We start from the raw sequence: 26346 nt of genomic DNA, 5'->3' as shown, positions 1-26346 counted from the left end.
CGGTTGCCGGACAACCTTAGGGGGCTTGACCCTTGCTGCGACCGCCTGTCGGAATTGTCCGGGCCGGAACTGCGACAAAGGCCGGGCGGCGCGCGGACCGACGAGACGTTGGCAGAACAGGCGCTGGGAGGGGGCATGGCGGGGCTGTACATCGGGTTCTACTGGACGCTGCCGGTCCCCCGGATCGGCTTTCGCCACCTGCCCAAGGATGCGGCGGAGGCAGCGCAGGTGAGCACCACGATCCGCTATCGGCGGGCGCTGACGCACCGCTACGTCCGCGACGTCGAGGGGCGCCTGGAGGGGCGGCTGCTCGGCGAGATCGCCTTCATGGACGTGCGGCCAGACCGGGCGCCGGAGGCCGTGCGCGAGGCGCTCGACCGCGTCGGGGCGATCGCGAGTGGACGCCGCGCCGCGCTCATCCACTTGGCCTTCGAGGAACATGCGTGGCGCGACAACCTCCACCTGATCGCACATCTGCGTCGGCTCGACATCGAGCGCGTCCCGCTCTCGCCCGACCCGATCACACTGGACGGTGTGCCTCTCGATCCGGCCGCGCATTTCGGAGGCTGGCGTGAGCGGGAGACTGCGGCGATGGCCGAGTTGCGGCTTTCCGCCTATGCAGGCCTGCGGGGCGCGCTCGCCGCGGTGCCCGAGGGGGCGGGCCGCTGGCAGGCTATCGCAGACCGCCTGAACGCAGACAGGGTGGGGACGGTGCGCGGCGGGCGCTGGACCGCCGAAAACGTTCGCAAGCTCGCCGGTCGTCTGGAGGAGGCAGGTTGAGTGTAAGCAGTGATCTGCCCTGTGCGGGCAACGACGTGACCTGCATTCCATGCTGCAGGTGCAATAGGGGGACGATGCCTGAGGGAGCTGCCCTTTTTGCTGCTGACTTGAGGCCGCCCGCGGCCGAGCGGTCATCTCTGATCCGTGCGGAATCTTGAAGAATGTGGGCAGACATCGAAGCTCGCATTGCTGAAAACGATCTGGAGAGGCCTAACGCGCGCCGCAGGGAACTGCTGGACGTCCTCCGGACCAGCGGCCTCGTTCCGAATGGGAATGCCACCAAGTACATGGTCGCGTTTCTGTCTGAAGGTCAGCAGGTCGTCGTCTGGGAGCTGACAGGTGCAGCCCGGAACATCTTCGTCGCCGACAAATGGCAGGATGCCGTGGAGCAGGTAGGCTTGGAGTGCGAACGTAAGGCGTTCGTGCCTGGGTTGCAGGATGGGGGACGGCATTCCGGCCTGAACAGACCCTGGTCCTTTCCGCAGGCGGCCTGCCTGCGCGTTAAGATAGACGACAATCGCGGACTTCGCCGGCTCATCGGCGTGATCACGAGGGGGCAGCGCGGGCAAGTGGAGACGATCGACCGTAGGAGGGTGGAGGCCGCAATGGATGCGCTCGACGCCAGAGGTGAAGGCGGCCAGCCGGATAAAGTAGCGGACAGTCCGCCCGCCTCTTGGGTGCGCTCCACGCGCATACGCCCCAACCGCGTGTTTCCGGCCCGGGCTGTTGCGTCCGAGGCCCTGGGGACCGCAGGGTTGAGCGATGGCTGGGGCGAAGGAGCCCATGCGGCCGCGCTGCTTCACAACGCCGGTTTCATCATTGTGACTGACCGGGATGTACCTGTCCCACCGCCGGAATTTGCCCTGCATCTCCTGCGTGATGCCGATCGCATCCGGCTCTGCGCGCTCAACTACTTCGTCGAACCGGCCCGCGAGCAGGGGGCCGCCGAGGTCGCGATCCGGGCCGGGGACCTTGCCGCAGCCATGGGGCTCAAGGATGCGTTTCCAAACGTGTGTCAGGCGCTCGGGGGCGAGAAGTTTCGGCAACTCGCCCGGGTGCCGGCGCCGACAGCCACCGAGCCGAACCCCAGCAGCACGACGACCTTTACGTTCAGGCTCAAGGTCGAGGAGGTCGCCGGTCCGGTGGCAGAGACGGCAGTTGGAGAGGGGCATCCGGCGACGAACCTGATCCTCTACGGACCGCCCGGCACCGGAAAGACATACCGGACCGCGTTCGAGGCCGTCCGGCTCTGCCTAGACGCGGAGCGTTTCGCGCAGCTGGAGGGCCAGGACCGGCGTGTCGCCTTGATGGCCGAGTATCAGCGTCTGGTGGCAGAGGGACGGATCGAGTTCATCACCTTCCACCAGTCTATGTCCTACGAGGAGTTTATCGAAGGGCTGCGGCCGGACAGGGGCGAGGACGCGGTTGATGGGTTCGATGAACCAGATCCAAAGGGCGGCTTTCAGTTGAAGCCCCACGACGGCGTGTTCAAGCGCTTCAGCGAGCGCGCGCGCCTCGACCGACGCGACAGCGGCACCGCCGCACGCCTCGACCGATCGGCCCGCGTATTCAAGGTGGCCCTCGGGCGTCGGGGGGTCGAGGAGGACCGAATCCGATACGGTCTGGAGAACGAGCTGATCCATGTCGGCTGGGGTGGGGATATCGACTGGTCGGATCAGCGCTTCGAAAGCTACAACGACATCCTCTCCGAATGGCGGTCACGAAAGGACTCCAAGGCAAGCGGTCACGACGGTAATATTGTCATTACGTTCTCGCTGCGCGCCGACATGCAGACCGGCGACTACGTCGTCCTGTCCGATGGGCGTGATCGGGTCCGGGCGTTCGGGAGGATCAGCGGCGAGTATTTTTACGACCAGGACGCCTCATTTCATCCGCATCGCCGTCGGGTGACATGGCTGTGGCGAAGCGATCAGGGGGTCGAGCGCGAGCTCTTCTACCCTAATGTCTTTAGACGGCACTCCCTTTACAAGCTGGATCAGTCGCTCGTGGACTGGGATGCCCTGGAGGCGATCGTCTGCGGACCCGAGACTGCCAGCACCGGTCCCTCTTCGCGGGCCTACGTGCTGATCGTCGACGAGATCAACCGGGCCAACATCTCCAAGGTCTTCGGCGAGCTGATCACACTGCTTGAGCCGGACAAGCGGATCGGAATGGCGAACGAGATTCGCCTGGTTCTGCCATATTCGAAGAAGTCGTTCGGCGTCCCGGCGAACCTTCATATCGTCGGGACCATGAACACGGCCGACCGCTCGATAGCCCTACTCGACACCGCCCTGCGTCGTCGCTTTGCCTTCCGGGAGCTCGTTCCTCGACCCGAATGCCTGCCCACGAACCTCGAAGGCGTCGATCTCGCCGCGGTCCTGCGCACCCTCAACGCACGCATCGAGTATCTCGTGGATCGCGAGCACTGCATCGGGCACGCGTTCTTCATGGGCTGCCGGACGCGCGCCGATATCGACGCGGTGATGCGCGACCGCGTGATCCCACTACTGGCCGAGTACTTCTTCGAGGACTGGGACCGCATCCGCCTCGTCCTGGGCGAGACCACCGACGCGGGTGCCTTCCTCGCTCGCGTCCGGCTCGAACCACCGCCCGGTCTTGAAGATGCCGGGCCGGAGCGCTGGCGCTACGCTGTGCACGACACGTTCGGCGCGCACGCCTACACACAGCTGCAGGCATGATCCGCCAGGCGCTGCGCGAGTGGGATTACCTGGCCGTCTCGAGTGCGGCGGGGGAGCTCGGGGTCACCCGGGCGCAGGCCGACGGGTTGCTCGCCGCGGCCCGGCGCTCGACGCTCGGCGGGGCGGACGGGGAACGCGTGCTCGTGGACGGGGGGCGACGGCTGCGCGCCCAGCAGGTCGTCGGTGTGCTGGTTGCTGAGGACGTCACTCTCGAGATCCTGCCCAAGATTGATGGCGACGCGGCGAGCGCACGCACGCGCCTTGTGCACATGCTCGCGGCCGTGCATGACCTCAAAATCGACGCCGGACCGCTGACCGATCTGGGCTGGCAGTCGCGCGACTTCCTCGAGATTCTGATCCGGCTGTTCTGCGACAAGCTCGCCGCTGTCCTGCGGCGGGGCCTGCCGCGGGCCTACGTAAGCCGGGAGGACGATCTGCCGGCGCTGCGCGGACGCCTCGACGTCGTCCGCCAGTGCACAGTGCTCGCTGCCAGCCCGCAACGGCTCGCCTGCCGCTACGAGGAGCTGGACGCCGATATCGCCCTCAATCGCATCCTCAAGGCCGCCCTCGTGCGCCTTAAAAGGGTAGCCCGTGCCCCGGAGACGCGGCGGCGCCTGAACGAGCTCCTCCTCATCTATGACGACGTCTCGCTCCCGTCGCGTGCAGCCCTGCCCTGGCACGCAGTTGCCCTCGACCGCACCAACGCCGGTTGGCGCGAAGTACTCGGCTTCGCGCGCCTTTTGCTCGGGGACCGCTTCCAGACGACGTCTGCCGGCGATGGGCGCGGTTTCGCGCTGCTGTTCGAGATGAACCTACTGTTCGAGGCGTTCGTTGGACATTCCCTGCGCCGCGCGCTCGCCGGGTCGGGGGCAAGCGTCACTCTGCAGGGGCCGCCCGATCATGCCCTCCACGACCTCACGCTCGGACGCCCGCTGTTCGCCACACGTCCAGATATCGTCGTCACTCGGGCCGGGCGTGCCGTGATGATTCTCGACACGAAGTGGAAGCGCCTGACCAGCTCGACCGAGGACCCGCGTCGCGGTGTCGGGCAGGCAGATGTCTACCAAATGATGGCCTATGCGCAGGTCTACGGCTGCCGTGAGCTCATGCTGGTCTACCCCCACCACGCGGGCCTGCCCCAGCCGGCCGGGAGCCTGACCGCCCACGCCATCGCGAACTTGGATGGAAGTTGCCTGCAGGTCGTGACCCTCGATCTCACCGCGCCGGCGACCGTGCGCGACCAGTTATGCACCATCATCGGTCCCCTTGACCAAGCGATCGCAAGCTGAAGGACCGAGAGCGACTGGCACAGGCGTCCCCATCGACAGGCCCCGCACCGTGCGCAGGCCCAGGTGCACGGCCAGCCACCGCCCCCCTGCCGGCTCCAGCGTGCAATCCCACTGGGAGGCGTTCACGCAGAACGGGTGCTCGATCACTCCGTGCTCGCGCCCGTCGCGCACCAGCTGCGCCGGGGCGTAGAAGCCCCTCGGCTGCGCGTTCAGGATCGCGCAGCAGAACACGTCTGGGTCGTCGCACTTCATGCCGCGATCATGGCATCGCCCACGGGCTGGGCGAACGCCTCGAGGTACTGCGCGGCCCGCGAGGCGAGCGAGGCGGCGGTAGCCAGCGCGCGGGGCTCGTCGCGCACGAGCGGCAGCCAGCCGGCCATGTAGGCGGCGTGGTTCGGGTGTGGCTCGGGGGCGAGGCCGAGCCCGGCGAGGACGAAGGCGGCGCCGAGTTCGGCCACCAGCTCCTCGGCGGCGTAGGCGCGGGTGGCGAAGCGGGTGGTGAGCCGGCGGTCGAGGCGGTGGGGCGCCCCGGTCCAGTGCACGAGTTCGTGGGCGAGCGTGCCGCAGTAGCCCGCGGCCGAGCGGAAGGCCGCGCGCTCCGGCAGGCGGATCTCGTCGCGGGCGGGGAGGTAGCAGGCAGAGACACCCGTGCGGATCACCGCGCCGGTGGCGGCGACGAACCGATCGAAGGCCGGGATGGGGTCGATCGGTATGACGGGGAGCGTGGGCGACTCGTGGGTACTGTCGACTTGGGCGGCGTTGAACACGGTGGAGGCGCGCGCAACGAAGCGGGGCGCGTCCGCCTCTTCTGTGCTCGTCTCTCCCGCGGCCTCGGGGGGCAGGTCGCGGTAGAACAGCACCGCCGTGCCCTGCTCGCCGCGTCGGACCTGCGCACCCTGCTCTGACCACTGCCGATAGGTCGCCCAGCGCGGGTCGGCGTAGCCACGCTCCTGGCCGGCACACCACAGAGCCAGCGTGTTGATTCCACGGTAGGCTCGCCGGGTGACGGCGTTGCGGGGTAGGCCGCCCGCGGCGCGGTGCCAGGGGCAGACCCAGGTGGTGGGGTCAGCGCTCTCGAGCTGGCGCAGAATGGCGGCGGTTACGCGTGCGTGGGGATCGGCCATGGGTCCTCGTTGGCGGCGCGCCGATGCGGGGGCACGGCGGCGGACGAGGGAGGTTCACGGACGGGTCAGGGTTGTTGCTCTCGGGACGCACATACCTGGAGTGATAGACGAGGGCGGGTGATCGGACCGGCATGTCCACTTACCGGTGCTTCAGCGCAGGACGTCGAACGACCGGGTTTGGCCGAAAGCCGAAGGTTCGGTTTCCGACAAAGGAACATCGCCCGGACGTGATGCGGTCACCGCCCGGATATGTGCCACGACGGCTGTCGGCGGCCGCGACGCGATCGTGCCTCCAACTGTCGGGCTCATCACCGCGCGGCATCGGATGGCGCGACTGCTGGCAGGCCGCAATCCGCGGCCGGCCCAGATAGCTGGTCGGCGGTCGCGATGAACCGGTCGCGCCAAGCCAACGGTGCCAGCCAGCGCTCGGGAATAGCGGAAGCCCCATACAGCGCCCCGGCGAGCTGACCGGTGACGGCACCGACCGTGTCCGCGTCGTCAGCGAGGTTGACCGCCAGCACGAGAGCGTCCTCGAACGTGTCCGTCGTGCCCACCGCCCACAAAGCCGCCTCGAGCGTGTGCACCACGTAGCCCGACGAGCGGATCTCATCGCGCGCCTTGCCCCGCCATTCACCCCGGGCGAGCGCGTCGATCGCCGCATCGCCATCGCGCGCCATCGGCGTCAGGTCGTCGTCCGCCCCGCTCGACCAAAGCCGCGGGCGCAGGCCCTCCGTGTCGACGCCGATCCAGGGCCGCGGGCGCAGCACGTCTGCTTCGCCTTGGATCGCTCCGCGCAGCAGCTGCACGAAGTAGTCACAGGCCTCGACCGCCTGCGGTGCGCCATGCGTCGTGCGGCTCTGCGCCTCCGCAATCCGCTCGGCCTCACCCGGGTCGTCGAGGGTGACGAGCGCCACGGGAGCGAGCCGCATCAGCGAGCCGTTGCCCGCCGTGTCCGGGGCGGTCGAGCCGGCGAATGGATCGTGCGTGCGCTCGTAGCGCGCCAGCGCCTGGCGCGTGGTGATGCCGATATCGAAACAGGCCCCCGTGCACGAGTACGCCCCGCGTCGATACCAGCCGACGAAGCGGTCCAGCAGGTCGCGCGGGTCGAAGGCAGGGTGAGCGATGAGGCTCTCGGCCAGTGCCAGCGCCATGCTCGTGTCGTCCGTCCATTGCCCCGGGGCGAGATCGAACGGGCCGCCGCCGGTCATCTCGGTGTGGCGGGGCTGGGTGTCGCGGCGCGTGAACTCGAGCGTGGTGCCCAGCGCGTCACCGACAGCGAGGCCGAGGAGCGCCCCGCGAGCGCGGTCGCGGATGGGGTCCGAAAGGGGCGGGGGGAGCGTCGCGGAAGAAGGCGTGGTGGGGTGTGGCAGGGCCGTACTCCTGAAATCCGGATGGGGGACAGGCGGCGTGATGGCCGCGGTCGATGAAAGATCGGAGACGTCTACTGCGCGGCGACGGCCTCGAGATAGATCTGGTCCCGCGCCGGCGAGGTATAGCTCAGGCCGTAGCCGTACAGGCGCACGCCGCGGGAGGTGTAGAGCCGCGCCGAGCAGGAGCGCGTAGCCTCGGCGTTCTCGCGCATCCCCCGCACGGTGGCTGCAAACTGCTCCGGGGGCGTGCCTTGAGCCGGGCGCAGTTCGTCGATGCTCCGGCGGACGGTCTCGGTGTGGTCGGTCATCTCGGTGATGGCCTGGACGCGGATCGGCCCGGTCAGCGCGGTGGCCTGATCCTCGATCGCCTGCCGGAGAAGCCGCTGGGCTAGGGCGGAGTCGCAGGCGGGCAGTTGGCCCAGCACGACGCCCGGTTCGGCGGCGGAGGGGGCCGACGCGGGACCGCCGTCGGCGCGGTGCCACAGGCGGTAGCCCCCGAGCAGGATGAGAGCGGCGAGACTGCCGATCGCGGCGGACCGCCGGGTGCGTGCACCGTCGGGCGCGGCGGCGTTGGCCCTGTAGCGGGCCTTAAGCCGCGTGATGAGGCCGGGCGGCGGGATCTCGGATGGTGTTTCGGGCTCGGTGGGGCGCATCGGGCTCTCCGGGGGTTGGCGCACCTGCCGCGCCGGTCCGGGAGATTCAAAGGAGGCCCCGAGAACTTGCGGCTTCAAGGTGTCGCAGGGGGCGCGGTCGGAGCGTTCCCGCTCGCATCCGTCTCGTCCACCCCCGTGCTGGCCGTCCCGTCGTCGTTGGGGCTCGCGTCGGCCGCCGGCAGCGCGGTGATGGTGAGCGCCACGAACCGCCCGGGCGGGCCGCCCTTGTCGATGATCGCGGTCGCGCGTAGCCGCATGCCGTCGGAGCGCGTGGCGGTGATCGTGTAGGACGTGAGGAACTCGCCGTCGCTCAGGCCGACGGAAGGGGTGATCGTCCAGGCCGGAATTGCTGGCTGTTTTCGGGAACGACTCTACTGCAATGCGCCATGAGCGGACATCAACTCGATACCCGGAACCGGACATTCAGCTTCGCGCCCACCCCGGTCTTAAAACCGCATCCTCACAATGCCTGAAAGCAGACATACGAGCTTGCTATCGATTGTTCAGCAACAGCAACGCTCCGAGTAGCGCTGCAGAGGTGTAAGGCCTCCCGACATCCACAACCATCGACGACCGTTGCGACTCTGTGTGGACATGCATCGATGTGCTATGGAGTGCGAGGAGGATGACACATCAGGATGCGGTCCATCGGTCAGCACCTCGTCGAAGCGTGGCCGCGCCTGTTCCGCTACGCGCTGACGCTGACGCGGGAGCCCGACGCCGCGCGCGACCTGATGCAGCAGAGCGCCCTCAAGGCGCTCTCGACGGGGACGACGCCGAGCGAACCGCGGGCGGCCCGCGCCTACCTGTTCCGGATCGTGCGCCACGCCTGGATCGACCGGCTCCGCCGGAACCGGACCCGCCGCGAGGACGATCTCGTGGATTGGCCCGACGAAGGGTTCGACGATCGCCTGATCGAGGCCATCGCCGTGCGCCAGGCTTTCGCCGCCCTCGATGCACCCTGCCGAAAGGTCGTGAGCTGCGTGGACGTCGAAGGCCTGAGCTACCGGGAGACCGCCGAACGGCTCGGCATTCCCGTCGGCACGGTCATGAGCCGTCTGCACAGGGCGAGGCGGATCATGCTGCAACGGATCGCCGGGCCGTCCGATGGGAGCGAGGGGCCGTGATGCTCTGGGAGACCCTCAATGCCTACGTCGATGGGGAACTCGATGCGCAGGACCGGCGCACGGTCGCGGAGACGCTGGCCCGCGATCCGGTCCTGGCCGCGCGGGTCGCGACCCTGACTCGGCTAAAACAGGGGGTGAAACGGGAGGTGAAGGCTGCGGCCGTGCCGCCCCGGCGCGCACCGATCGCCCGCGCCTCCCTCGGATGGGCGTGTGCCGCGGCCCTGGTCGTCCTCGTCGGCACCGGCTGGCTGGCCCTGTCGTCTCGCGCGCCAACCGACCCCGCGCGCGCGGCCTTCACGGCCTGGAGTTCGGCGGGCTCGCCCTCGAACGACGTGCGGCTCGCGGGCGGCCTGAATGGCTTCCCCCTCGATCTTGGGGCGGCCGGCTTCCGCTTGGTCTATGTGTCCGAGGGTAACAGTTCGGTCGGTCGCCTCGCCGGTTACGAGGGGCGTCACGGCTGCCGGCTGGCCGTCTGGAGCGGACCGTCGCGTGCGCAGGCCGGCCTTGAGATCGCGCAAGGGAGCGGCGGCCTGCGTGTGGCACGCTGGGACAGCGGGCGCCGCCGCTTCGTCCTCCTGTCCGAGACGGTGCCGGCCGAGCGGTTCGCGCTGCTGGCCGAGGCGGCCGCGCTGCTCACCGAACCGAACGAGACGGACCGATTGCGGCTCGCCCTGGACCGGGCCACCGGACTCTCGGAACGCCCCTGCACCGGCTGACCGGCGCGGGCCGCAGATTTATTTCGACCCGCCGCGAATAGACCGGGGGCGACGTGCGTCTTCTCCTCCGGCACGTCGCGGGCTCCTTGGCATGAGCCACGCGCGGATCGGGGAGGAATCGGATGCTCGACAGACGCGATCTCATCAGGCGGGCGGGCCTCACCGCCCTGGCGAGCCTCGGCGGCGGCAGCTTCGCGTCCTTGCGGGCGCTCGCGGGCGACACCGCCACGCTGCCCTTCGGCAACGGCGAACGGCCCCTGGTGGCCTATCCGGGCAAACGCCCGCTGCTCCAGATGACCGCGCGGCCGCCGCAACTGGAGACCCCGTTCTCGGTGTTCGACGAGGGCGCCATCACGCCTAACGACGCGTTCTTCGTCCGCTACCACCTCGCCGACATCCCGACCGAGATCGATCCCGAGACCTACCGGGTCGCGATCAAGGGCCATGTCGAGCGGGAGGTCTCGCTCTCGCTCGCCGACCTGAAGGCGATGCCGACGACCGAGATCGTCGCGGTCAACCAGTGCTCGGGCAATTCTCGCGGCTTCTTCGAGCCGCGCATGGCCGGCGGGCAGCTCGCCAACGGTGCCATGGGCTGCGCCCGCTGGACCGGCGTGCCACTGAAGGCCGTGCTCGACAAGGCCGGGGTGAAGGCGGGCGCCGTGGAGGTCGCCTTCACCGGGCTCGACGGCCCGGTGATCCCGGAGACGCCGGACTTCGCGAAGTCGCTCAAGCTCGACCACGCCCGCGACGGACAGGTGATGCTCGCCTGGGGCATGAACGGGCAGGATCTGCCTTGGCTCAACGGCTATCCGGTCCGCCTCGTCGTGCCGGGCTTCTACGGCACCTACTGGGTCAAACACCTGGAGAGCATCAGCGTGCTCGACAAACCCTTCGAAGGCTTCTGGATGCAGAAGGCCTACCGCATCCCCGACAACGACTGCGCCTGCACCGAGCCCGGCAAGACCGCGGACAAAACCGTGCCGATCAACCGCTTCACGGTGCGCTCCTTCCTGACCAACCTGACCGACGGGGCGGAGGTGAAGGCCGGGCGCACCCCCTTGCGCGGCATCGCCTTCGACGGCGGCTCCGGGATCAGGTCGGTGGCGGTCTCGACCGACGACGGCAAGACCTGGACGGAGGCACGGCTCGGGCAGGATCTCGGCTCCTACGCCTTCCGGCCCTGGACCCTCGACGCGGAGCTGTCGCCGGGGGCACACGCGATCCGGGTGCGGGCAATCGCCAACGACGGGGCGAGCCAGCCGATTGAGCCGCGCTGGAACCCGGCCGGGTACCTGCGCAACGTGGTCGAGACCACCCGCGTGCGCGCGGCCTGAGGAAGTGATTACGATGACCCGCATCACTCTCGCCCTGGCGGCGGCCCTCGCCCTCGCGACCGGCGCGGCGCTTGCCGCCCCGAAATCCTACGCGGTGCCAGAGCCGACCGCGGAGCTGCGGGCGCCGAAGGCCGGCACGCACGCGGAGGGCTTCGAGGCGGCCCAAGCGAACTGCCTCGTCTGCCATTCGGTGGACTACATCGCGATGCAGCCGCCCGGCAAAGGCGCGGCGTTCTGGGAGTCCGAGGTGACCAAGATGGTCAAGGTCTACCACGCGCCGATCGACGAGGCGCAGGCCAAGGCCATCTCCGCCTACCTCGCCGACACCTACTGATACCAAGCGGCACGGAACAGAACCGATGGTCTTGTTCCGTGCGACCGGCGGACGACCGCCGCCGCGCAGTCGCGCGGGTAATCGGCGACGAGCCATTGTCATCACCGATTGGTATGAGGCGCGGCTTGCAACAGGGGTGCGGTCCGACGGCCGCCCCCTCCTCTCGTCAGCGCGGCGCCTGCGTCTGGACCGGCGCGCCGGTCTCGCCGGGCTTGCCCTCGACGATGACGAGGCTGCGTCGCGCGGTCTCGTTCGCGTTCTGCGTCACCTGCCGGATCGGGCCGACGGCGTTGACGATGGCCGCGCCCGCCGGGTTCGTCATGAAGGCGGCGAGCGGCTCCAGCGGCCCGGCGCCCTTCGGATCGGCCGACAGGGCCAGCACGTAGGGCTTCTTCGGCGTGAGGCCCGTCACCGCCGCCTGCAGGGTCTGCAGCACGCCCTGGTCGAACAGCGTGACCTGTGTGGCCGCCTTGCCGTCCGGCCCGGCCAGCGTCAGCGTGCTCGACTGGCCCGCCGCGCCCAGCGGCTGAAGGTTCGGCGCGCCGGCCCCCTCCGGCACCGCCTCAGGGACGTAGGCCACGCCCTGCGGCCCCTGGCCGATCGGGATCGTGGCGATCACCGCGTTGCTGCCGGTGTCGATCACCGCGACCGCATCGGCATTCTCCAGGCCGACATAGATCCGCGAACCGTCGCCCGAGGGCCAGAGGCCGTGGGGGAGCACGCCGGTGGGAACGGTCGCAACCTGTGAGAAGTCGTCGGTGCGGAACACCTTCACCTGGTTCAGGCCGCCGACCGTCACGTAGGCGAACTGCCCGGCCTTCGTACGCGCGATGTTGACGTGGTTGGTGATCGGTCCCGTCTCGATGGTCTTGAGCGCCTTGAACGGCGGCGTGGCCTCGAACACCTGGACGCGGCCGACGTCCTTGAGGGTGAACCACACTTGCGTTCCGTCGGGCGTCGCCGCGATGTCGGGGCAGAACGGGCTCTCCTGCTTGATCCGCCCGACGATCTCGCGGCTCCTCACGTCGATGGCTACCGTCTCGGGGCTGAAGCTGGAGCAGACGTAGCCGTAACGCCCGTCGGGCGAGAAGATCGTCATGCCGGGCCCGTTCGGCACCGTGATCCGGCCCGTCTCCTTGCCGGTCCCCGCGTCGAGGATCGCGACGTAGTCCTCGCCGCGCACGCTGACCCAGACCTCGCGCCCATCCGGCGTGAAGAACGCCTCGTGCGGCGAGCGGCCGACATAGGTTGTGCGGCGCACCGTGTTGGTGGCGGTGTCGATGAAGCTGACCGAGTTCGAGCCGATCGAGACGGCGAGCAGGGTCTTGCGGTCGGGCGAGAAGCCCATGCCGTGGACCAGGAGCTGGCCGCGATAGAGCGGGCTCAGGTTCGCGGGCGTCGTGTCGCCGAGACGGATCACGCCGAGGAGCGTGTTGGCGGCCGGGTCGATCACCGAGACCGTGTTGGAGAATTGGTCCGAGGTGTAGAACCGGTCGCGGGGGCCGACCGGCACGTCCGGCGCCGAGGCGGGCCCCGGCGCCTGGCCCGCAAGCGCGGTCCCGCCGAGGAGGGCGAGCAGCAGGGTCGCCGGAATGAGGTGTCGCATCATGAAGGTCTCTTCGCGCTGATGGTCGGAACGGTGGGCGGCGATCCGCTCAGTGATGGTGGCGGGCCGGCGGCTGTGTCGGTGGGGTCTGCGCGACCGGTCGCTCGGCGAGGGCGCGGCGCATGACCTCGATCTCCTGCGTCTGCTCGACAATGATGCCCTGCGCGAGCCGGCGCAGGACCGGGTCGCGACCGTAGGCCAGTTCGGCCTTCGCCATCTCGATCGCGCCCTGATGGTGCGGGATCATCATGGCGGCGAAGTCCCGGTCGGGGTCGCCAGACGGTGCCACCGCCATGTCCGCGTGCATCCGCGCCATCGATTGGGCCATCATCGCGTCGAAGCCGCTGGGGGCGGTCTCCGCATGCCCGGCGCGCATCATCATGCCGCCGCCCAGGACGCCCCCGGCCATGAGCAGGGTAATGAGGATCGCCGTCGGTGCTCCGCGCATGGTCTCTCCCGCAGTGTCGAGGTCACGCGGGGAGAGATGCCGGCCGGGCTATGATATTCCCCACCGCTCCCGGCAAGCAGATCACTGATGTGTGATCTGCTTGCCAGGGCCAGGCTTGGAATGGTTCGGCTACTTCCGGCACCTCTCGTCCGAACGGCGGCGCGAGCATCGCTGGCGCCGCGATCCGGAGACCGCCCTTGGACGACCTCGCCGTTCTGATCGAACCACAGATACCGGCCTTGCGGCGCTACGCGACCGCGCTGCTGCGGCAGCGCGAGGCAGCTGACGACCTCGTTCAGGACACGCTGGAACGGGCGATCCGCGCTTGGCCGCAGCGTCGCGAGGGCGATCTGCGGGCGTGGCTGTTCGCGATTTTGCGCAACCGCTACCTCGAAGGCGTACGCCGCCGCCGGGGCATTGAGGTCGGCCCGGAGGCGCTGGTGGAGATCGCGGATGCCGGGGTCGATCCCGAGGCGGCTTTGGGTGTGCGGGACGTGCTCGACGGGATCGCCGCGCTTCCCGAGGAACAGCGATCCGTCCTGCTCCTCGTCGCGGTCGAGGATATGTCCTACGCCGAGGTCGCCGCCGTGCTTGCGGTCCCCGTCGGCACGGTGATGTCGCGCCTTAGCCGGGCACGTGGCCGGATGCGCGCCTTCCTCGACCGGGCCCCCACGATCGTCACCGGGCATCTGCGGAGGGTGAAATGACCGCGTCCGACCCGCGTCCCGTCGGCGAGGACGACCTGCACGCCTTCGTGGACGGACGGCTCGATCCGGGCCGCCGCGCCCGCGTCGAGGCGTGGCTCGCCGCGCATCCGGAGGCAGCCGCCCGGGTCGCCGCCGACCGGGAGGTGCGGGAACGCCTGCGGGCGCGCCTCGCGCCCGTGGCGGACGAGCCGATCCCCGCCCGCCTGCGCATCGCGAACCTCGCGGCTCCGCGCCGGAGGCGCATCCCGCGTTGGTGGCCGAACGCCGCGGCAGCGGCGCTCCTGCTCGCCCTCGGCGGCGCGGCCGGGTGGGTTGGGCGCGGCGGCGTGTCGGGCCCGGGCGCACCCGCCGAACCGATGACGCAGGCGGCCGTCTCCGCCTTCCGCACCTACGTGGTCGAGGCCGCCCATCCGGTCGAGGTCCGCGCCGACGGCTCGACCGACCTCGTGCGATGGCTCACCGCGCGCCTGGGCCGGCCCGTCACCGTGCCGGACCTGCGGGAGCAGGGATTCCGGCTCATGGGCGGGCGCCTGCTCCCCGCCGGAGACGAGCCGGCGGCGATGCTGATGTACGACGACGACCGGGGCACCCGCCTGACCCTCTACAGCCGGGCCGGGCCGACCGGCGGGCGCGGCGTGTTCCGCTACGCCCGCGCCGACGACGTGGCCGCCTTCTCGTGGATCGATGCCGGGATGTCCTACGTGGTGACGGCCCGCACGGACGAGGCGCGGCTGCTCCGGGTCGCCGAGGCGGTCGATGCGCAGGTCTCGGGCAAGCGCGAAGGCGCGCGGTGATGCTCGTATCCGAACCCTGCCGGACCACGCCGGCCAAGGCCCCCGCCGAGCCCGAGACGCCATGACCCTCGACCAGTTGCGCATCTTCGTGGCGGTCGCCGAGCGCCAGCACGTCACGCGGGCGGCCGAGGCGCTCAACCTCGTCCAGTCGGCGGTCAGCGCCGCCATCAGCGCCCTGGAGAGCCGGCACGCCGTCAAGTTGTTCCACCGGGTCGGCCGGGGCATCGAACTGACCGAAGCGGGCGGCGTCTTTCTCGGCGAGGCTCGCGCGGTGCTCGCCCGCGCCCAGGCGGCCGAACAGGTGCTCGCCGACCTCAGCGGCTTGCGGCGCGGCACGCTGTCCATCCAGGCGAGCCAGACCATCGCCAGCCACTGGCTCCCCCGGCACCTCGTCGCCTTTCGGGCGGCCTATCCCGACATCGTCCTGCGGCTCGGCATCGGCAACACCGCCGAGGCCGCCGAGGCGGTCCGGGCCGGGACGGCGGAACTTGCCTTCGTGGAGGGCCCGATCGAGGACGGCAGCCTCACGAGCACTCCGGTCGCCGAGGACCGGCTGATCCTCGTCATCGCGCCCGATCACCCGTTGGCCGCACGCGCGCGGTCGGGACGACCCGACCTCGCTTCAGTCTCCTGGGTGCTGCGCGAACCCGGATCGGGCACGCGCTCCGCCTTCGAGGCGGCAATCGTCGCGCTGGGCATCGCACCGGACGCACTCACGGTTGCCCTCGAACTGCCGTCGAACGAGGCTGTCCTCGCCGCCGTCGTGGCGGGGGCCGGGGCGAGCGTTCTATCCGAAGCGGTGGTCGGACCCTCGCTGCGAACCGGAGCGCTCGTCGCCGTGCCCTTCGTTCTGCCGACGCGAACCTTCCGGGTCCTGCGCCATAAGGAGCGCTACCGCAGTCGCGCCGCCGACGCGTTGCTCGACCTGATCCGTGCCGCCCCCTGACGGGGGCCGGCCCCTCAGGCGACCTCGACCCGCACACGGTGCCAGGAGGCGCTGAGGTAGCCCTTGAAGTTCCACGTCTCGTCCGGCCGCGCCGGCTGGGTCTGCCCGGCGCTGTCCCAGGCGCGCACCACGAGGTCGCGCTCGCCGGACGGAAGGTCCAGCACGATCTCCCAGAACGTCCAGGCGAAGGGAGCGCCGGCCTCGTGTTCCAGCGTAGCTTGATGCCAGGACCGACCGCCATCGCCCGAGACATCGACGCGCACGATCGCCCGATCTCCCGCGATGGCGTACCCGCGGATGGTGGTCTCGCCCGCCTTGAGCCGGGCTCCGCGCGCGGGCTCGCAGATCGCGGCGTTGAGCGGCATCGTTTCGATGGTGTGGCCTTTCGCGGGATTGGCGGTCTCGGCCGTCACGTCCGGCGGGAACAGCTTGTAGTCGTCGGCTTGCATCGGGTTGGTCGAGGGATGGTCCTGCACCGTGATGCGCTTCAGCCATTTCGGGCTGCGCACGCCCGCGAAGCCCGGCACGACGGCCCGCACGGGGAAGCCGTGCTCGGGCAACAGCGATGCCCCGTTCATCGCGAAGGCCAGCAGTGTCTCGCCGGCGACCGCCTTGGCGAGCGGGATCGAGACGCCGTAGGGCCGTCCCTCCACCACATCTTGGCTCTCGAAGGCCACATGGAGGTCCGAGTGGAGGTTCGCTCCTGGCGCTACGCCCGCCGCACGCAGGACGTCGCCGAGGCGGACGCCGGTCCAGTCCGCCGTCCCGATGGCGCCGCCGTCCCAAGGATCGCCCGAGACCGGGGCCACCGCCCGCATATCGGCGCGGCGGTTGCCGGCGCACTGCATCGTGGCCGTGACGGTCGCCTCGGGAAAACGCGCGCGCAGATCCGCCAGCGACAGATCGAGGGGACCGACATGCGCGCCATCGACGGACAGGCGCCATGCGGCGGCGTCGATCTCCGGCAGGTCGCCGTGGGAGCGGACGTAGAAGTCTTCCGCAGGGGTCCGGTAACGGGCCCGCAGGCGGGTCAGCGGTGGCTCGGCATTGTAGGGGCGCTCCCCATGAACGATCAGGCGCGCCATACGCTCGGTCAAGCTCGACATGGGTGTCTCTATCGCAGAAGGTCGGACTCCAACGCGCTCGTACGCGCCGGGTGGCAGGCCTATTTCAGGCGATGCCGAGCAGCCAGATAAGCCCGAGGCTCACGGCCGTCAGAGCGGCGAGCGAAGCGACCACCGCCAGGGTGACGCGCGGTCCCGCCTTGGCGACGCTGCGCACGTCGACGCCGAGGCCGAGGGCCGCCATCGACACGATGGTCAGCGCGTTCGCCGTCGTGGCCATGGGGTGCAAAGCCGCTTCGGGAACGAGTTCCGCGGAGCGAAGACCCGTCAAGGCCAGGAAGGCGAGGATGAACCACGGCACCAGCCGGTGCAGCGGCATCCGGCCCGAGGCGGGGCGCTCGCCGGCCGTGCGGTGCGGTACGGTCACGCCCGTCCCCGCGCGCAGCCAGCTAATCCCGAGCGAGAGAGCCAGGACCACTGGCCCAAGCATCAGCACGCGGACCAGCTTGACCAGGGTGCCGACTTGGACGCTGAGGGCGGCCACCGGGGCGGTTGCGGCGAGAACCTGCGGCACGGCGTAGACCGTGAGCCCCGCGAGCACACCGTACTGCATCGGTGAGAGTCCGAGCAGCGGCACGAGCAGCGGCAACCCGAGAACGACGAGAACGCCGAGCACGGCGGTGAAAGCGATGGACGAGGCGACGTCCTCGCCGTCCGCGTCGATCACCGGGGCCGCCGCCGCGATCGCCGAGTTTCCACAGATCGAGTTGCCGCAGGCGACGAGGATGGCCAGGCGCGGGGTCAACCCGAGAACTCGGCCGATGCCGTAGCTCGCCGCAATGGCGAGGGCCACCACCACCGCGATGCCGACGAGGAGCCCCGGCCCGGCCGCGAGCAGCGTCCCGAGGCTGAGCGAGGCGCCGAGCAGGACGACGGCGATTTCCAGGACGGTCTTGGCGCCGAACGCGATACCGCGAGCGAAGCGCCGACCAGGGTTCCAGGCCGTGCGGACGGCCGTGCCCAGCACGATGGCGAGGACCAGAGCCTCCAGCCACGCACGGCCGAAGATATGCTTCTCGACCATCTCCAGCCCGAGGGCGGCGCCCGTCACCGCGAGGCAAAGGCTCAGGCCGGGCAGGATGGAAGACAGGGCAAGCGCGCGTGATCGGAGAAAGGCTGCTGCGGGCATGGTGCGTGCACCTCGTGGACTGGATCTGCCACGACCATGACCGCATCCATTCGTTCGCTCCAACGGAACGTATCGATCATTTTGATCACGTGATGCGATGATTTAGCTGGGGACGACGAACGTCGTGCTTTGGCTCGAAGCCAGTCTTGTCGATTGGGCAACCCGAGTTTGCGGCTTCGCTGATATCAGGGAACGTTGTAGATTCCCGCTGACTGGGTTTCTGGAGACAGAAACCGTTGAGGTCAGAGGCGGGCCGTCAGGTTGGTGAACGGGCGGATCAATCGGATGCCTGAGTGACGGCACGGTCGATGTTCACCCTCTCCGCCCAGTCCTTGGCCTCGGACTGACCTTGGAGGTCAATGAGACGAGCGCCGCTGACATCGACGTTCTTGAAGTCCGCGCCCGTGACCGTAGCACCGGTCAAATTGGCCCCGGACAAGTCCGAGCCCATCAGCACCACGCCAGTGAGATCGGCATCCTTGAGATTCGCATACTCCAGGCGTGACCGGCCGAGGTTGGCTCCCTTGAGGTTCGCGCCCGACAGGTTCACCGAGGTGAACACCGCCCGCATCAGACCCATAGACTGATTCTTGATGTTGGCTCCGCCCTTGAGATCGACCAGCGTGGCGCCGCTCATGTTGGCGCCCTTGAAATCGCCGATGGGCATGGACCGGCTGAGGTCGGCCCCGCTGAGGTTGGCCTCCCGCGCAGTGATGCCGAACATTTTCGCGTCCGTGAGCTTGGCCCCGGAAAGGTCTGCCTTCAGGAGCCATGCCTGTTCGAGGTTTGCGCCGCTGAGGTCGGTGCCGCGTAGATTGGCCTTGTTGAGCCGAGCCGTGCGCAGGTTCGCGCCCCGGAGGTTGAGCCCCGACAGGTCGAGGCCCGACAGTGCTTTGTCCGACAGATCGAGGGGCTGGCCGTTCGCCTTGCCAATCATGGCCTCGACATCGGCCCGGCTCATCTGGGCTTGGGTCATCGATGGTGAGGTCATGTCCGCCCCAAGCAGCAAATCCTGCTCGGCGGCGGCGGGACCAGCGGCCAACGTGGCAAGTACGAGACTAAGGGTTAAGGCGCGCATCCGTTTTCTCCCAACGGAGTGCCGGGGGGGATCGCCGCCTGACACTCATCTCGTCTTTTGTTGTGAGGAGATGCTAAGACAGGGCGCCGGGCTGGTCGGTGACCCAGGTCACCAAACCCATGCCCTGCGGGAAGGAAACGCAAGATCGGCCGGGCATACTGCGCAGCGAGCCGACATGAGGTTATGCCAGATGCCGGACAGCCACCGGATTGAGCGCTGGGTCGAGCGCTTCCCCGTCGTGCAAGCGCTGAGCGCTGCTCACCTTCAGATTGCCCGCGGCACAGTGCAGTTTCCAGTGCTCGAGGCGGGTGCGACCGCCTACGAGTTGGAAGGCGAATGCGTCAACTACCTGATGTGCATCGAGGGCCGCACCCGTGTGTTCCGCATGTCGGAATCCGGGCGCGAGATGCTGATCTACAAAGTGACAGGCGGCGGCACTTGTGTGCTAACCACACAATGTCTGCTCTCCGGCGGTAAATTTCCCGCCGAGAGCATTGCCGAGGAGCGCACTGAACTGGCGGCCTTTCCAGTCAGTACATTTCGGCAGCTTATGGCTGAAAGCGAAGAATTCCGCCGCTTCGTACTGGACGACTACACCAAGCTTCTCGCCAGCATGTTCGCACTGGTGGAAGAGGTTGCTTTCGCGCCGCTTGAGCAGCGTCTTGCACGACGACTTATTATCGAGGCTGACCCCGCCGGTATCGTCGCCAAAACACATCAACAGCTTGCCGCTGATGTTGGAAGCGTGCGCGAGGTGGTCAGCCGGGTCCTTGGCGAGTGGGCAGAAAAGGGTTTGGTCGAGCTGCGGCGCGGTCAGGTTCAGCTCGTAGATCGGGCTGCTTTGGCAGGGCAGCGGACGCATTAGGGTTGCGTGCATAGCTGTGTGGGGCTCTATCGCTGCCCCGAACGTGCATCTGGACAGCGTTCTGAGGGGTCATGGTTCCATTTATCGCGACAGTTTCAGAAGGGACATCTTCCGATATTCGATTTATTGAGGAATATCAGGTGATTGTGATGGCTGAGAATCAATTCAACGCTGAAAGATCTATTCAAAAATTTATATCGGCAACCCAGCAAGGCGCGGCGTATGCCTTTCGGTTCGATAAAGCATGGGCAAGTCCCGATTATCTAAAAGCGGCTAAACTCAAGCCGGGCGAGGTTCGGCGTTACAATCCTTAAATCTTCGGTCTTGCTCAATCGTGGGGAAATTAAAATTGGATCAGACGTTTCGGATCGAGCCGCGCCGGATCGAATTTACAACTTACGGCCCCGCAAGAGCGCCGGTCTGGATCGTGACCTTCGCTTTGCACACGGCAAGCGGTTACGAGCATCAATGCACGGTCATCGTACCAGGTCTGGGACATGATGACGTGACCGACATCCACACCAAAGCCCGCGCTGAACTTTTTCGCCTTGGTGGAATGATCGCTGGCAGCGCTAATCCGGTGGATGAGGCTGATACACATGCACCGCATACATCAACACCTCCGAAGTCACGTAGACGCGCACGGCAATAAGACGTTCGAAACTCATGATCTATGGACGGTCCGCTAAGGGTCGGGAGCAACGGTCCAGGCCCGCCGGCGCCAATGTCGGCTTGTGTTGCAGAGAGCCGTCATTCAACATTGGGCTCACTGGCAGCATCGGGTTCCTCATGGCGGGCTCCTCAACCCAGGAGCCTGTCATGTCCGAAGTTGTCACTGTTCCCACCAGCACACGTGTTCCCTGGAACCGCGGCCGTATCGTCGGACCCAAACCGCCGCTGAAGCCGAAGCACATCTGGGCCCTGCGCACGCGCCTCCAACTCGCCAACCGCACGCGAGACCTCGCCCTGTTCAACCTTGCCGTCGACAGCAAGCTGCGCGGGTGTGATCTCGTCGGCCTGCGCGTGAGCGACATCTACCTGGGCGACGCCGTGCGTCTCCGAGCGACCGTCTGCCAGCGCAAGACCGGCAGGCCGGTTCCGTTCGAGATCACCGAACCGACGCGCGAGGCTCTCGCGGCTTGGTTGACTGCGCGCAGGTTGAAAGCCGGCGACTGGCTGTTTCCAAGCCGGAGTCGGCTCGGAGAGCATCTCACGACGCGGCACTACAGTCGGCTGGTCGACCGCTGGGTCGCCTTGATCGGCCTGGACCCTTCGGCGTTCGGTACGCACAGCCTGCGCCGCACGAAGGTCGCGCTGGTCTACAAGCGAACCGGCAATATTCGAGCCTGCCAACTGCTCCTTGGCCATACCAAGCTGGAGAGCACGGTTCGCTACCTCGGCATTGAGGTTGACGACGCGCTGATCCTCTCAGAGCAGACCGAGATATGAACCGGGCGCCGCGGTCGAAATGGCCGCGGCGGGCCAGCAGGATGGTCGCCCCCAGGGTGCCGAATGACCCTTTGCAGAAGTTCAGAAGGTCCGTTTAGGCTACTCGGTATCGCTTTCGCCGACGACTGGGACGGGACGACTTCTGCCAATCCGCTTCCTCGCGGCGGAGGCGTCAGAGCGGAGGTTTGCTCAGTAGCGAGCACTGGCTGCGATACGGTCGCAACCGGATTCCGAAGTGGACAGGCCGACCCCTGCGCACCTGAAAAACTCCCGCTCGCATGGCAGGCATGTTGGGCAAGCGCTGTCAGCAGATGCATGCTAGACAGCTGACCTCCAAGGAGTGCGGGCTTTTCCGTCGTTCAACGACACAATGTGAGGCAGGCCGGTACCGGCGCGACCCCAATGGTCTTCGCGCACGGCTTTGGTTGCGACCAGAACATGTGGCGCTTCGTGGCTCCGGCCTTCGAGGAGCACTATCGCACGATCGTGTTCGACCATATCGGGGCCGGCGGATCAGACTTGGCTGCCTACGAAGCCGACAGGCACGCCTCGCTCGACGGCTATGCCGACGACGTGGTCGCGCTCTGCCGCGGTCTGTCGGTGGTCGGCGGCGTGTTCGTCGGGCACTCTGTCAGCGCGATGATCGGCGTTCTGGCCGCGAAAAAGGCCCCGGAACTGTTCGAGAGCCTCGTCCTGGTCTGCCCCTCGCCGCGCTATCTCGACGATGACGGCTACGTCGGCGGCTTCACCCGCCGGCAGGTCGAGGAGCTGCTCGACTTGCTCGACACGAATTACATGGGGTGGTCCCAGGCGATGGCGCCGTCGATGATGGGAAACGCCGACCGTCCCGAACTCGGTGAGGAACTGACCAACAGCTTCTGCCGCACCGACCCGGACATCGCGAAGCGCTTCGCCCGCACGACCTTCCTTGCAGACAACCGCGCCGATCTCGCGGGCGTGGAGGCCCGCTGCCTCGTCATCCAAAGTTCCGAGGACGTAATCGCACCACTGGAAGTTGGCGCGTACGTGCACCGACACCTGGCCAACAGCGAGCTTGCACTGCTCGACGCGACGGGCCATTGCCCGAACCTGAGCGCGCCCGCGGAGACCATTGCGGCCATCCAGGCCTTCCTTCGAGGACCGAGCCGTGGATGAAACGCCCGCCACCCTTCCGGTGCCGGACGTGGACGACTTGGAGGACCTGTTCGAAAACGCGCCCTGCGGCTACGCCTCCGCTTTGCCGAACGGACGCATCTCGAAGGTCAACCGGACGCTCTCGACCTGGCTGGGTCACCCGGCGAAAGACCTCGTCGGAAGCCGCTTCCTCGATCTCTTGAACATCGCCGGCAAGGTCTATTACGAGACCCATTTCGCGCCGATGCTAAGGATGCAGGGCTACTTCGACGAGGTCGCCCTCGACCTCGTGCGCGCCGACGGCACGACGCTGCCGGTCCTCGTGAACGCTGTCGTGCGCAAGGATGAGGCGGGCGGCGTGCGCTTTATCCGGATCACCGTCTTCAACGCCTCGGACCGCCGACGCTACGAGCGCGAGATGCTGGAGGCGCGCCGCGTCTCGGAGCAGGCCACGGTCGCGCTGCTGGAGCTCAACCTGACCCTCGAAGCCCGGGTCGCCGACCGTGCGCGCGCCCTCGATCGGGCCTGGCGGCTCTCGCCGGATCTCCTTGCCATCGCCGACGCGCAAGGGACGCTGCTGGCGGTGAACGCGGCCTGGACGGACCTGCTCGGCTGGGAGGCTGCCGACCTTGTCGGGCAGGGCTTTGCCGAATTCACCCACCCTGATGACCTGGAGCCGACGCGGGCCGCCCTCGGCCGCATCATGACGACACCGCTCGTCGAACCTTACGAGTACCGCCTTAGGCACATAGACGGGACCTATCGCCTGTTCGCCTGGACCGGCGCGTTCGAGGACGGCCAGATCTACGCGACGGGCCGGCATACGACGGTCGAGCATGAGCAGGCCGCCGCGCTAGTCCAGGCGGAGGAGGCGTTGCGCCAATCGCAGAAGTTGGAGGCGGTCGGGCAATTGACCGGCGGCGTGGCGCACGACTTCAACAACCTGCTGACAATCATCCGCTCGTCGGTCGACTTCCTGCGCCGGCCGGACCTACCCGAGGACCGCCGCACTCGCTACATGGACGCGGTCTCCGACACGGTCGACAGGGCGGCGAAGCTCACCGGCCAACTCCTCGCCTTCGCGCGGCGGCAGGCCCTGAAGCCGGAGATGTTCGAGGTCGGCGAACGGCTTCGCGGCGTCGCCGACATGCTCGACACGGTCACCGGCGCCCGGATCCGCGTGACGACCGAAATCCCGGACGAACCCTGCTTCGTGATGGCGGACGTGAGCCAGTTCGAGACTGCACTCGTCAACATGGCGGTGAACGCCCGGGACGCCATGAACGGCGAAGGCACATTGACATTGCGCGTGAACCATACGGGCAACCTGCCGCCGATCCGCGGGCATGCCGCTGCACCCGGCCTCTTCGCGTGCGTCTCCCTCACCGACACCGGCAGTGGGATCGCCGCGGATCAGGTCGCCCGCATCTTCGAGCCCTTCTTCACCACGAAGGAGGTCGGCAAGGGGACCGGGCTCGGCCTCAGCCAGGTCTTCGGCTTCACCAAGCAGTCGGGCGGCGACGTCGAGGTCGAGAGCGAGCCCGGTCGCGGCACGACCTTCAGACTCTACCTGCCGAAGATCATTGGTGATGCCTGCGAGCTACCGGCAGTTCTCCGGGACGACAAGAGCTTCCCCAGCGGCGAGGGTCAGTGTGTGCTCATAGTCGAGGACAACGTCGAGGTCGGCCGCTTCGCCACCCAGATCCTAGAGGATATTGGCTACCGGACGACCTGGGCCGCCAACGCCGAGGAGGCGCTGGAAAAGCTCGGTGCCGACGGCGCCGGCTTCGACGTGGTGTTCTCCGACGTGGTCATGCCCGGCATGGGGGGCATCGCGCTGGCCAAGACACTCCAACGCCGGCTGCCGAACCTGCCAATCCTGTTGACGTCGGGCTACAGCCACGTGCTGGCCCAGGACGGGCTGCACGGCTTCGAGCTACTGCACAAGCCGTACTCGGCCGACCAGCTCGGGCGCATTCTCGGCAAGGTGGTGCCACGGTCCCGGAACTGATGAAACGGCCGTGCCGGTTGTTGAAAGAAACGGGTGCAATGCTGCCGGAACGGAGAGGGGCGAACGACCGCTTCCCGACTCAGTCGAGGCCGGGCAAAACGACTGGGTTGGGTCGGATGCGGAAAGTCCGGTTTCGGTCGCCCCGCTCAAGCCCGCTCCCCACCCCATCCAGACCTTGAGCGGTAGCGCCTCGAATGTCCGCAAAGGGTCATTTTGAGGCCTTCACCGGTCCCGCGTCGAACGTCCACTTGCTCGCAACTTGAGCCTGTTAGCGGACGGACGGCAATCGGCCAGCTCCGGCTTCCACAGCGTGGCTGACGAATGGGTAGGCGGGGGGCGGAGCTGCGGCTTGAATTTTCGAGGCCGCAGCCGCACGGATCAGTCGATGTCGTCGATGTCCTCCTCGTTCGAGTCATGTGGGGGATCCTTGGCGAGCTGCTCACGGAACAGTCGCCCGAAGGCATAGAAGGGCATGCCCGCCACCTTCGCGCGGAAGTACTCGACCTCCTCATCGCGCAGCCGGTCCTTGTCGGGGTCGTCAGCGTGCTTGCGCCGGCAGACCCGCAGGTCGAAGGCCGCCCACTTTGACTGGACGGAAAACGCACCCAGCGCGAGCGTCGGGTCTGCGGCGTGGATAATATTCGACAAGGCCTCGTCAATGACGTGCTGGGTGTAGAACGCCACCCAGGTGGCCAGGCGCAGGACGAAGCGGCTGGCGTCCGCGTCGAGGTCGGGGGCGAGGCGAGCGAGGAGCGCCTCGATGGCCGCGGGGGTGGTGGCGCCCTCCTCGACCATCGCCTCGTGCAGGTGGATCGCGGCGGGGAGGAGCACGTCGAGAAACTGGGTGTCGGTGGCGAGCATGGGTGGGGTGTCCGGGCGGCTGCAGGGGGTGGGGGATGTGCGGCAGGCCGGGAGGTAACAGGCGGCCCGCCGCGAGGGGCGTGATTGGAAGAAGCTGCGGGGTCAGTGCGGGCGGTAGGGCGGCGTGTCGTCGTCGGGTGCGTCGGCAAATATCGCCAGCAGAAGCGCATCGATGCACTGCGCCTCCCCGTGCGGCGTACCCCTCAGGCCGTCAGGCAGATACGCCGCCATGGTGCTCGCCAGCGTCCTGGTCCCGTCGGGGTTGGGGACGTCGAAGGCGGGGCGCCACAGGGGTGTGGCGGTCACCATCGCCTGGACCCCCATCCGCTCCAGACCGCGCACGAGGTGCTGGATGTCGGGTTCGCGGAAGGCGGCGCCGTCGCGCGGGATGCCGGCGTGCTCGGGCAGGTTGATCATCACCCGACCGAGCAGGCCGTCGGCATGAAGGGCGCGCAGCACCCGTCCGGTCTCGGTGTTGCGGCTGAAGCGCTTGCCACGCCGAGGTGAAGTCAGACGCACGACGCGGTTCCAGGTGTGGCCGTCCGGCGCCGTGGTCCGGCTCAGGATGGCGAGCGCCCCCGGGGGTTCAGTGATGAAGGCGACGACGAACGGGGTGTCGGCTGAGGGCGGCAGGGGGAGGTCGAGAGCGGTGGCCATGGTAGCGGGCTCCTCGGACCGCATCGGCACCGCGGGGAGCGGCGCGCCCGGATGGGTCGAGGCGATATGGCGGGGTTCCCGGGAGAGGAAGCAGGCCGAAGCGGCCCG

General features: G+C 68.1%; 26 protein-coding genes and 1 pseudogene. 15 read left to right on the top strand and 12 right to left on the bottom strand.

Annotated features, from left to right (window positions below; genetic code table 11):
• Positions 1 to 135: 135 nt before the first annotated feature.
• From E1J50_RS00330 to E1J50_RS00320, 3 genes are all read left to right on the top strand, one after another.
• Positions 136 to 780 (top strand): hypothetical protein, encoded by a 645-nt coding sequence (locus tag E1J50_RS00330; RefSeq protein WP_132249211.1) that lies wholly within the window; start codon positions 136 to 138, stop codon positions 778 to 780.
• A 161-nt stretch (positions 781 to 941) separates the two neighbouring features.
• Positions 942 to 3482, top strand: coding sequence for an AAA family ATPase (locus E1J50_RS00325; protein ID WP_245516366.1), 2541 nt, complete (start codon positions 942 to 944; stop codon positions 3480 to 3482).
• A complete protein-coding gene (locus E1J50_RS00320) occupies positions 3479 to 4771 on the top strand; it encodes an McrC family protein (RefSeq protein WP_132249209.1) in 1293 nt (430 codons plus the stop codon). The genes E1J50_RS00325 and E1J50_RS00320 overlap by 4 nt, the downstream gene beginning before the upstream one ends.
• A 33-nt stretch (positions 4772 to 4804) precedes the next feature.
• Here E1J50_RS00320 and E1J50_RS28280 read toward each other — a convergent pair.
• From E1J50_RS28280 to E1J50_RS00300, 5 genes and pseudogenes are all read right to left on the bottom strand, one after another.
• Positions 4805 to 5023: pseudogene (locus E1J50_RS28280) on the bottom strand (OB-fold nucleic acid binding domain-containing protein); the annotation flags it as partial.
• A complete protein-coding gene (locus tag E1J50_RS00310; protein WP_132249207.1) occupies positions 5020 to 5895 on the bottom strand; it encodes an ArdC family protein in 876 nt (291 codons plus the stop codon). The gene E1J50_RS00310 and the pseudogene E1J50_RS28280, both read right to left, overlap by 4 nt.
• Before the next feature lie 308 nt (positions 5896 to 6203).
• The gene (locus E1J50_RS00305; RefSeq protein ID WP_245516376.1) at positions 6204 to 7208 is read right to left on the bottom strand and encodes an ADP-ribosylglycohydrolase family protein; all 1005 of its coding nucleotides are present in this window, start codon (positions 7206 to 7208) and stop codon (positions 6204 to 6206) included.
• A 128-nt stretch (positions 7209 to 7336) separates the two neighbouring features.
• Positions 7337 to 7918, bottom strand: coding sequence for a hypothetical protein (locus tag E1J50_RS27050; RefSeq protein WP_165937737.1), 582 nt, complete (start codon positions 7916 to 7918; stop codon positions 7337 to 7339).
• Between the two features lie 74 nt (positions 7919 to 7992).
• Positions 7993 to 8175, bottom strand: a complete 183-nt coding sequence (locus E1J50_RS00300; protein ID WP_132249205.1) for a hypothetical protein — start codon at positions 8173 to 8175, stop codon at positions 7993 to 7995.
• A gap of 381 nt (positions 8176 to 8556) precedes the next feature.
• Between E1J50_RS00300 and E1J50_RS00295 the strand changes: the two genes are divergently transcribed.
• From E1J50_RS00295 to sorB, 4 genes are all read left to right on the top strand, one after another.
• A complete protein-coding gene (locus E1J50_RS00295) occupies positions 8557 to 9045 on the top strand; it encodes an RNA polymerase sigma factor (RefSeq protein WP_132249203.1) in 489 nt (162 codons plus the stop codon).
• On the top strand, positions 9045 to 9761 hold the full coding sequence (locus E1J50_RS00290) for an anti-sigma factor family protein (protein WP_132249201.1): 717 nt from the start codon (positions 9045 to 9047) through the stop codon (positions 9759 to 9761). Before E1J50_RS00295 ends, E1J50_RS00290 begins: the two co-directional genes overlap by 1 nt.
• A gap of 122 nt (positions 9762 to 9883) precedes the next feature.
• On the top strand, positions 9884 to 11095 hold the full coding sequence (gene sorA / locus E1J50_RS00285) for a SorA family sulfite dehydrogenase catalytic subunit (RefSeq protein WP_132249199.1): 1212 nt from the start codon (positions 9884 to 9886) through the stop codon (positions 11093 to 11095).
• A 13-nt stretch (positions 11096 to 11108) separates the two neighbouring features.
• Positions 11109 to 11429 (top strand): SorB family sulfite dehydrogenase c-type cytochrome subunit, encoded by a 321-nt coding sequence (sorB, locus tag E1J50_RS00280; protein ID WP_132249197.1) that lies wholly within the window; start codon positions 11109 to 11111, stop codon positions 11427 to 11429.
• Between the two features lie 166 nt (positions 11430 to 11595).
• Here sorB and E1J50_RS00275 read toward each other — a convergent pair whose 3' ends face one another.
• Both E1J50_RS00275 and copM read right to left on the bottom strand, forming a co-directional pair.
• The gene (locus E1J50_RS00275) at positions 11596 to 13035 is read right to left on the bottom strand and encodes a YncE family protein (RefSeq protein ID WP_132249309.1); all 1440 of its coding nucleotides are present in this window, start codon (positions 13033 to 13035) and stop codon (positions 11596 to 11598) included.
• A gap of 49 nt (positions 13036 to 13084) precedes the next feature.
• Positions 13085 to 13483 (bottom strand): CopM family metallochaperone, encoded by a 399-nt coding sequence (gene copM / locus E1J50_RS00270; protein WP_132249195.1) that lies wholly within the window; start codon positions 13481 to 13483, stop codon positions 13085 to 13087.
• A 197-nt stretch (positions 13484 to 13680) separates the two neighbouring features.
• Between copM and E1J50_RS00265 the strand changes: the two genes are divergently transcribed.
• The 3 genes from E1J50_RS00265 to E1J50_RS00255 all read left to right on the top strand — a co-directional run bounded on the left by E1J50_RS00265 (position 13681) and on the right by E1J50_RS00255 (position 15930).
• A complete protein-coding gene (locus E1J50_RS00265) occupies positions 13681 to 14190 on the top strand; it encodes a sigma-70 family RNA polymerase sigma factor (RefSeq protein ID WP_132249193.1) in 510 nt (169 codons plus the stop codon).
• The gene (locus tag E1J50_RS00260; protein ID WP_132249191.1) at positions 14187 to 14984 is read left to right on the top strand and encodes an anti-sigma factor family protein; all 798 of its coding nucleotides are present in this window, start codon (positions 14187 to 14189) and stop codon (positions 14982 to 14984) included. The genes E1J50_RS00265 and E1J50_RS00260 overlap by 4 nt, the downstream gene beginning before the upstream one ends.
• Before the next feature lie 61 nt (positions 14985 to 15045).
• Positions 15046 to 15930, top strand: a complete 885-nt coding sequence (locus E1J50_RS00255) for a LysR substrate-binding domain-containing protein (RefSeq protein ID WP_132249189.1) — start codon at positions 15046 to 15048, stop codon at positions 15928 to 15930.
• A gap of 14 nt (positions 15931 to 15944) precedes the next feature.
• Here the strand turns inward: E1J50_RS00255 and E1J50_RS00250 are convergent, their stop codons facing one another.
• From E1J50_RS00250 to E1J50_RS00240, 3 genes are all read right to left on the bottom strand, one after another.
• Complete coding sequence (locus E1J50_RS00250; protein ID WP_132249187.1) at positions 15945 to 17036, bottom strand: molybdopterin-dependent oxidoreductase; 1092 nt, start codon at positions 17034 to 17036, stop codon at positions 15945 to 15947.
• Positions 17037 to 17100: 64 nt separating this feature from the next.
• Positions 17101 to 18183: a YeiH family protein gene (locus E1J50_RS00245; protein ID WP_132249185.1), complete on the bottom strand. Its 1083-nt coding sequence runs from the start codon at positions 18181 to 18183 to the stop codon at positions 17101 to 17103.
• 277 nt (positions 18184 to 18460) lie between these two features.
• Complete coding sequence (locus E1J50_RS00240) at positions 18461 to 19261, bottom strand: pentapeptide repeat-containing protein (protein WP_132249183.1); 801 nt, start codon at positions 19259 to 19261, stop codon at positions 18461 to 18463.
• A 190-nt stretch (positions 19262 to 19451) separates the two neighbouring features.
• On the opposite strand from E1J50_RS00240, the gene E1J50_RS00235 reads away from it, so the two are divergent.
• The 5 genes from E1J50_RS00235 (at position 19452) to E1J50_RS00215 (ending at position 24720) form a co-directional block, all read left to right on the top strand.
• Entirely contained in the window at positions 19452 to 20126 is a 675-nt protein-coding gene (locus E1J50_RS00235; RefSeq protein WP_132249181.1) for a Crp/Fnr family transcriptional regulator, read from the top strand.
• A gap of 71 nt (positions 20127 to 20197) precedes the next feature.
• On the top strand, positions 20198 to 20440 hold the full coding sequence (locus E1J50_RS00230; protein ID WP_132249179.1) for a hypothetical protein: 243 nt from the start codon (positions 20198 to 20200) through the stop codon (positions 20438 to 20440).
• 505 nt (positions 20441 to 20945) lie between these two features.
• Positions 20946 to 21575: a tyrosine-type recombinase/integrase gene (locus E1J50_RS00225; RefSeq protein ID WP_132249177.1), complete on the top strand. Its 630-nt coding sequence runs from the start codon at positions 20946 to 20948 to the stop codon at positions 21573 to 21575.
• A 402-nt stretch (positions 21576 to 21977) separates the two neighbouring features.
• Positions 21978 to 22730, top strand: coding sequence for an alpha/beta fold hydrolase (locus tag E1J50_RS00220; RefSeq protein ID WP_132249307.1), 753 nt, complete (start codon positions 21978 to 21980; stop codon positions 22728 to 22730).
• Complete coding sequence (locus E1J50_RS00215; protein WP_342635880.1) at positions 22723 to 24720, top strand: PAS domain S-box protein; 1998 nt, start codon at positions 22723 to 22725, stop codon at positions 24718 to 24720. The genes E1J50_RS00220 and E1J50_RS00215 overlap by 8 nt, the downstream gene beginning before the upstream one ends.
• 378 nt (positions 24721 to 25098) lie before the next feature.
• Here E1J50_RS00215 and E1J50_RS00210 read toward each other — a convergent pair whose 3' ends face one another.
• Together E1J50_RS00210 and E1J50_RS00205 are read right to left on the bottom strand one after the other, a co-directional pair.
• Positions 25099 to 25581: a hypothetical protein gene (locus tag E1J50_RS00210; RefSeq protein WP_132249175.1), complete on the bottom strand. Its 483-nt coding sequence runs from the start codon at positions 25579 to 25581 to the stop codon at positions 25099 to 25101.
• 102 nt (positions 25582 to 25683) lie between these two features.
• Positions 25684 to 26238: a hypothetical protein gene (locus E1J50_RS00205; RefSeq protein WP_132249173.1), complete on the bottom strand. Its 555-nt coding sequence runs from the start codon at positions 26236 to 26238 to the stop codon at positions 25684 to 25686.
• Between the last annotated feature and the right edge of the window lie 108 nt (positions 26239 to 26346).

The sequence above is a fragment of the Methylobacterium segetis genome (genome assembly GCF_004348265.1).
Taxonomy (GTDB): domain Bacteria; phylum Pseudomonadota; class Alphaproteobacteria; order Rhizobiales; family Beijerinckiaceae; genus Methylobacterium; species Methylobacterium segetis.
This window is presented reverse-complemented; position numbering and strand designations above follow the sequence as displayed.

Excerpts from the sequence above, each read along its gene's own strand:
- E1J50_RS00330 (WP_132249211.1), top strand. The coding sequence starts at position 136 with ATGGCGGGGCTGTACATCGGGTTCTACTGGACGCTGCCGGTCCCCCGG.
- E1J50_RS00325 (WP_245516366.1), top strand. The coding sequence starts at position 942 with ATGTGGGCAGACATCGAAGCTCGCATTGCTGAAAACGATCTGGAGAGG.
- E1J50_RS00320 (WP_132249209.1), top strand. The coding sequence starts at position 3,479 with ATGATCCGCCAGGCGCTGCGCGAGTGGGATTACCTGGCCGTCTCGAGT.
- E1J50_RS00310 (WP_132249207.1), bottom strand. The coding sequence starts at position 5,895 with ATGGCCGATCCCCACGCACGCGTAACCGCCGCCATTCTGCGCCAGCTC.
- E1J50_RS27050 (WP_165937737.1), bottom strand. The coding sequence starts at position 7,918 with ATGCGCCCCACCGAGCCCGAAACACCATCCGAGATCCCGCCGCCCGGC.
- E1J50_RS00300 (WP_132249205.1), bottom strand. The coding sequence starts at position 8,175 with ATGCGGCTACGCGCGACCGCGATCATCGACAAGGGCGGCCCGCCCGGG.
- E1J50_RS00295 (WP_132249203.1), top strand. The coding sequence starts at position 8,557 with ATGCGGTCCATCGGTCAGCACCTCGTCGAAGCGTGGCCGCGCCTGTTC.
- E1J50_RS00290 (WP_132249201.1), top strand. The coding sequence starts at position 9,045 with ATGCTCTGGGAGACCCTCAATGCCTACGTCGATGGGGAACTCGATGCG.
- sorA (WP_132249199.1), top strand. The coding sequence starts at position 9,884 with ATGCTCGACAGACGCGATCTCATCAGGCGGGCGGGCCTCACCGCCCTG.
- sorB (WP_132249197.1), top strand. The coding sequence starts at position 11,109 with ATGACCCGCATCACTCTCGCCCTGGCGGCGGCCCTCGCCCTCGCGACC.
- E1J50_RS00275 (WP_132249309.1), bottom strand. The coding sequence starts at position 13,035 with ATGCGACACCTCATTCCGGCGACCCTGCTGCTCGCCCTCCTCGGCGGG.
- copM (WP_132249195.1), bottom strand. The coding sequence starts at position 13,483 with ATGCGCGGAGCACCGACGGCGATCCTCATTACCCTGCTCATGGCCGGG.
- E1J50_RS00260 (WP_132249191.1), top strand. The coding sequence starts at position 14,187 with ATGACCGCGTCCGACCCGCGTCCCGTCGGCGAGGACGACCTGCACGCC.
- E1J50_RS00255 (WP_132249189.1), top strand. The coding sequence starts at position 15,046 with ATGACCCTCGACCAGTTGCGCATCTTCGTGGCGGTCGCCGAGCGCCAG.
- E1J50_RS00250 (WP_132249187.1), bottom strand. The coding sequence starts at position 17,036 with ATGTCGAGCTTGACCGAGCGTATGGCGCGCCTGATCGTTCATGGGGAG.
- E1J50_RS00245 (WP_132249185.1), bottom strand. The coding sequence starts at position 18,183 with ATGCCCGCAGCAGCCTTTCTCCGATCACGCGCGCTTGCCCTGTCTTCC.
- E1J50_RS00240 (WP_132249183.1), bottom strand. The coding sequence starts at position 19,261 with ATGCGCGCCTTAACCCTTAGTCTCGTACTTGCCACGTTGGCCGCTGGT.
- E1J50_RS00235 (WP_132249181.1), top strand. The coding sequence starts at position 19,452 with ATGCCGGACAGCCACCGGATTGAGCGCTGGGTCGAGCGCTTCCCCGTC.
- E1J50_RS00230 (WP_132249179.1), top strand. The coding sequence starts at position 20,198 with ATGGTTCCATTTATCGCGACAGTTTCAGAAGGGACATCTTCCGATATT.
- E1J50_RS00225 (WP_132249177.1), top strand. The coding sequence starts at position 20,946 with ATGTCCGAAGTTGTCACTGTTCCCACCAGCACACGTGTTCCCTGGAAC.
- E1J50_RS00220 (WP_132249307.1), top strand. The coding sequence starts at position 21,978 with ATGGTCTTCGCGCACGGCTTTGGTTGCGACCAGAACATGTGGCGCTTC.
- E1J50_RS00210 (WP_132249175.1), bottom strand. The coding sequence starts at position 25,581 with ATGCTCGCCACCGACACCCAGTTTCTCGACGTGCTCCTCCCCGCCGCG.
- E1J50_RS00205 (WP_132249173.1), bottom strand. The coding sequence starts at position 26,238 with ATGGCCACCGCTCTCGACCTCCCCCTGCCGCCCTCAGCCGACACCCCG.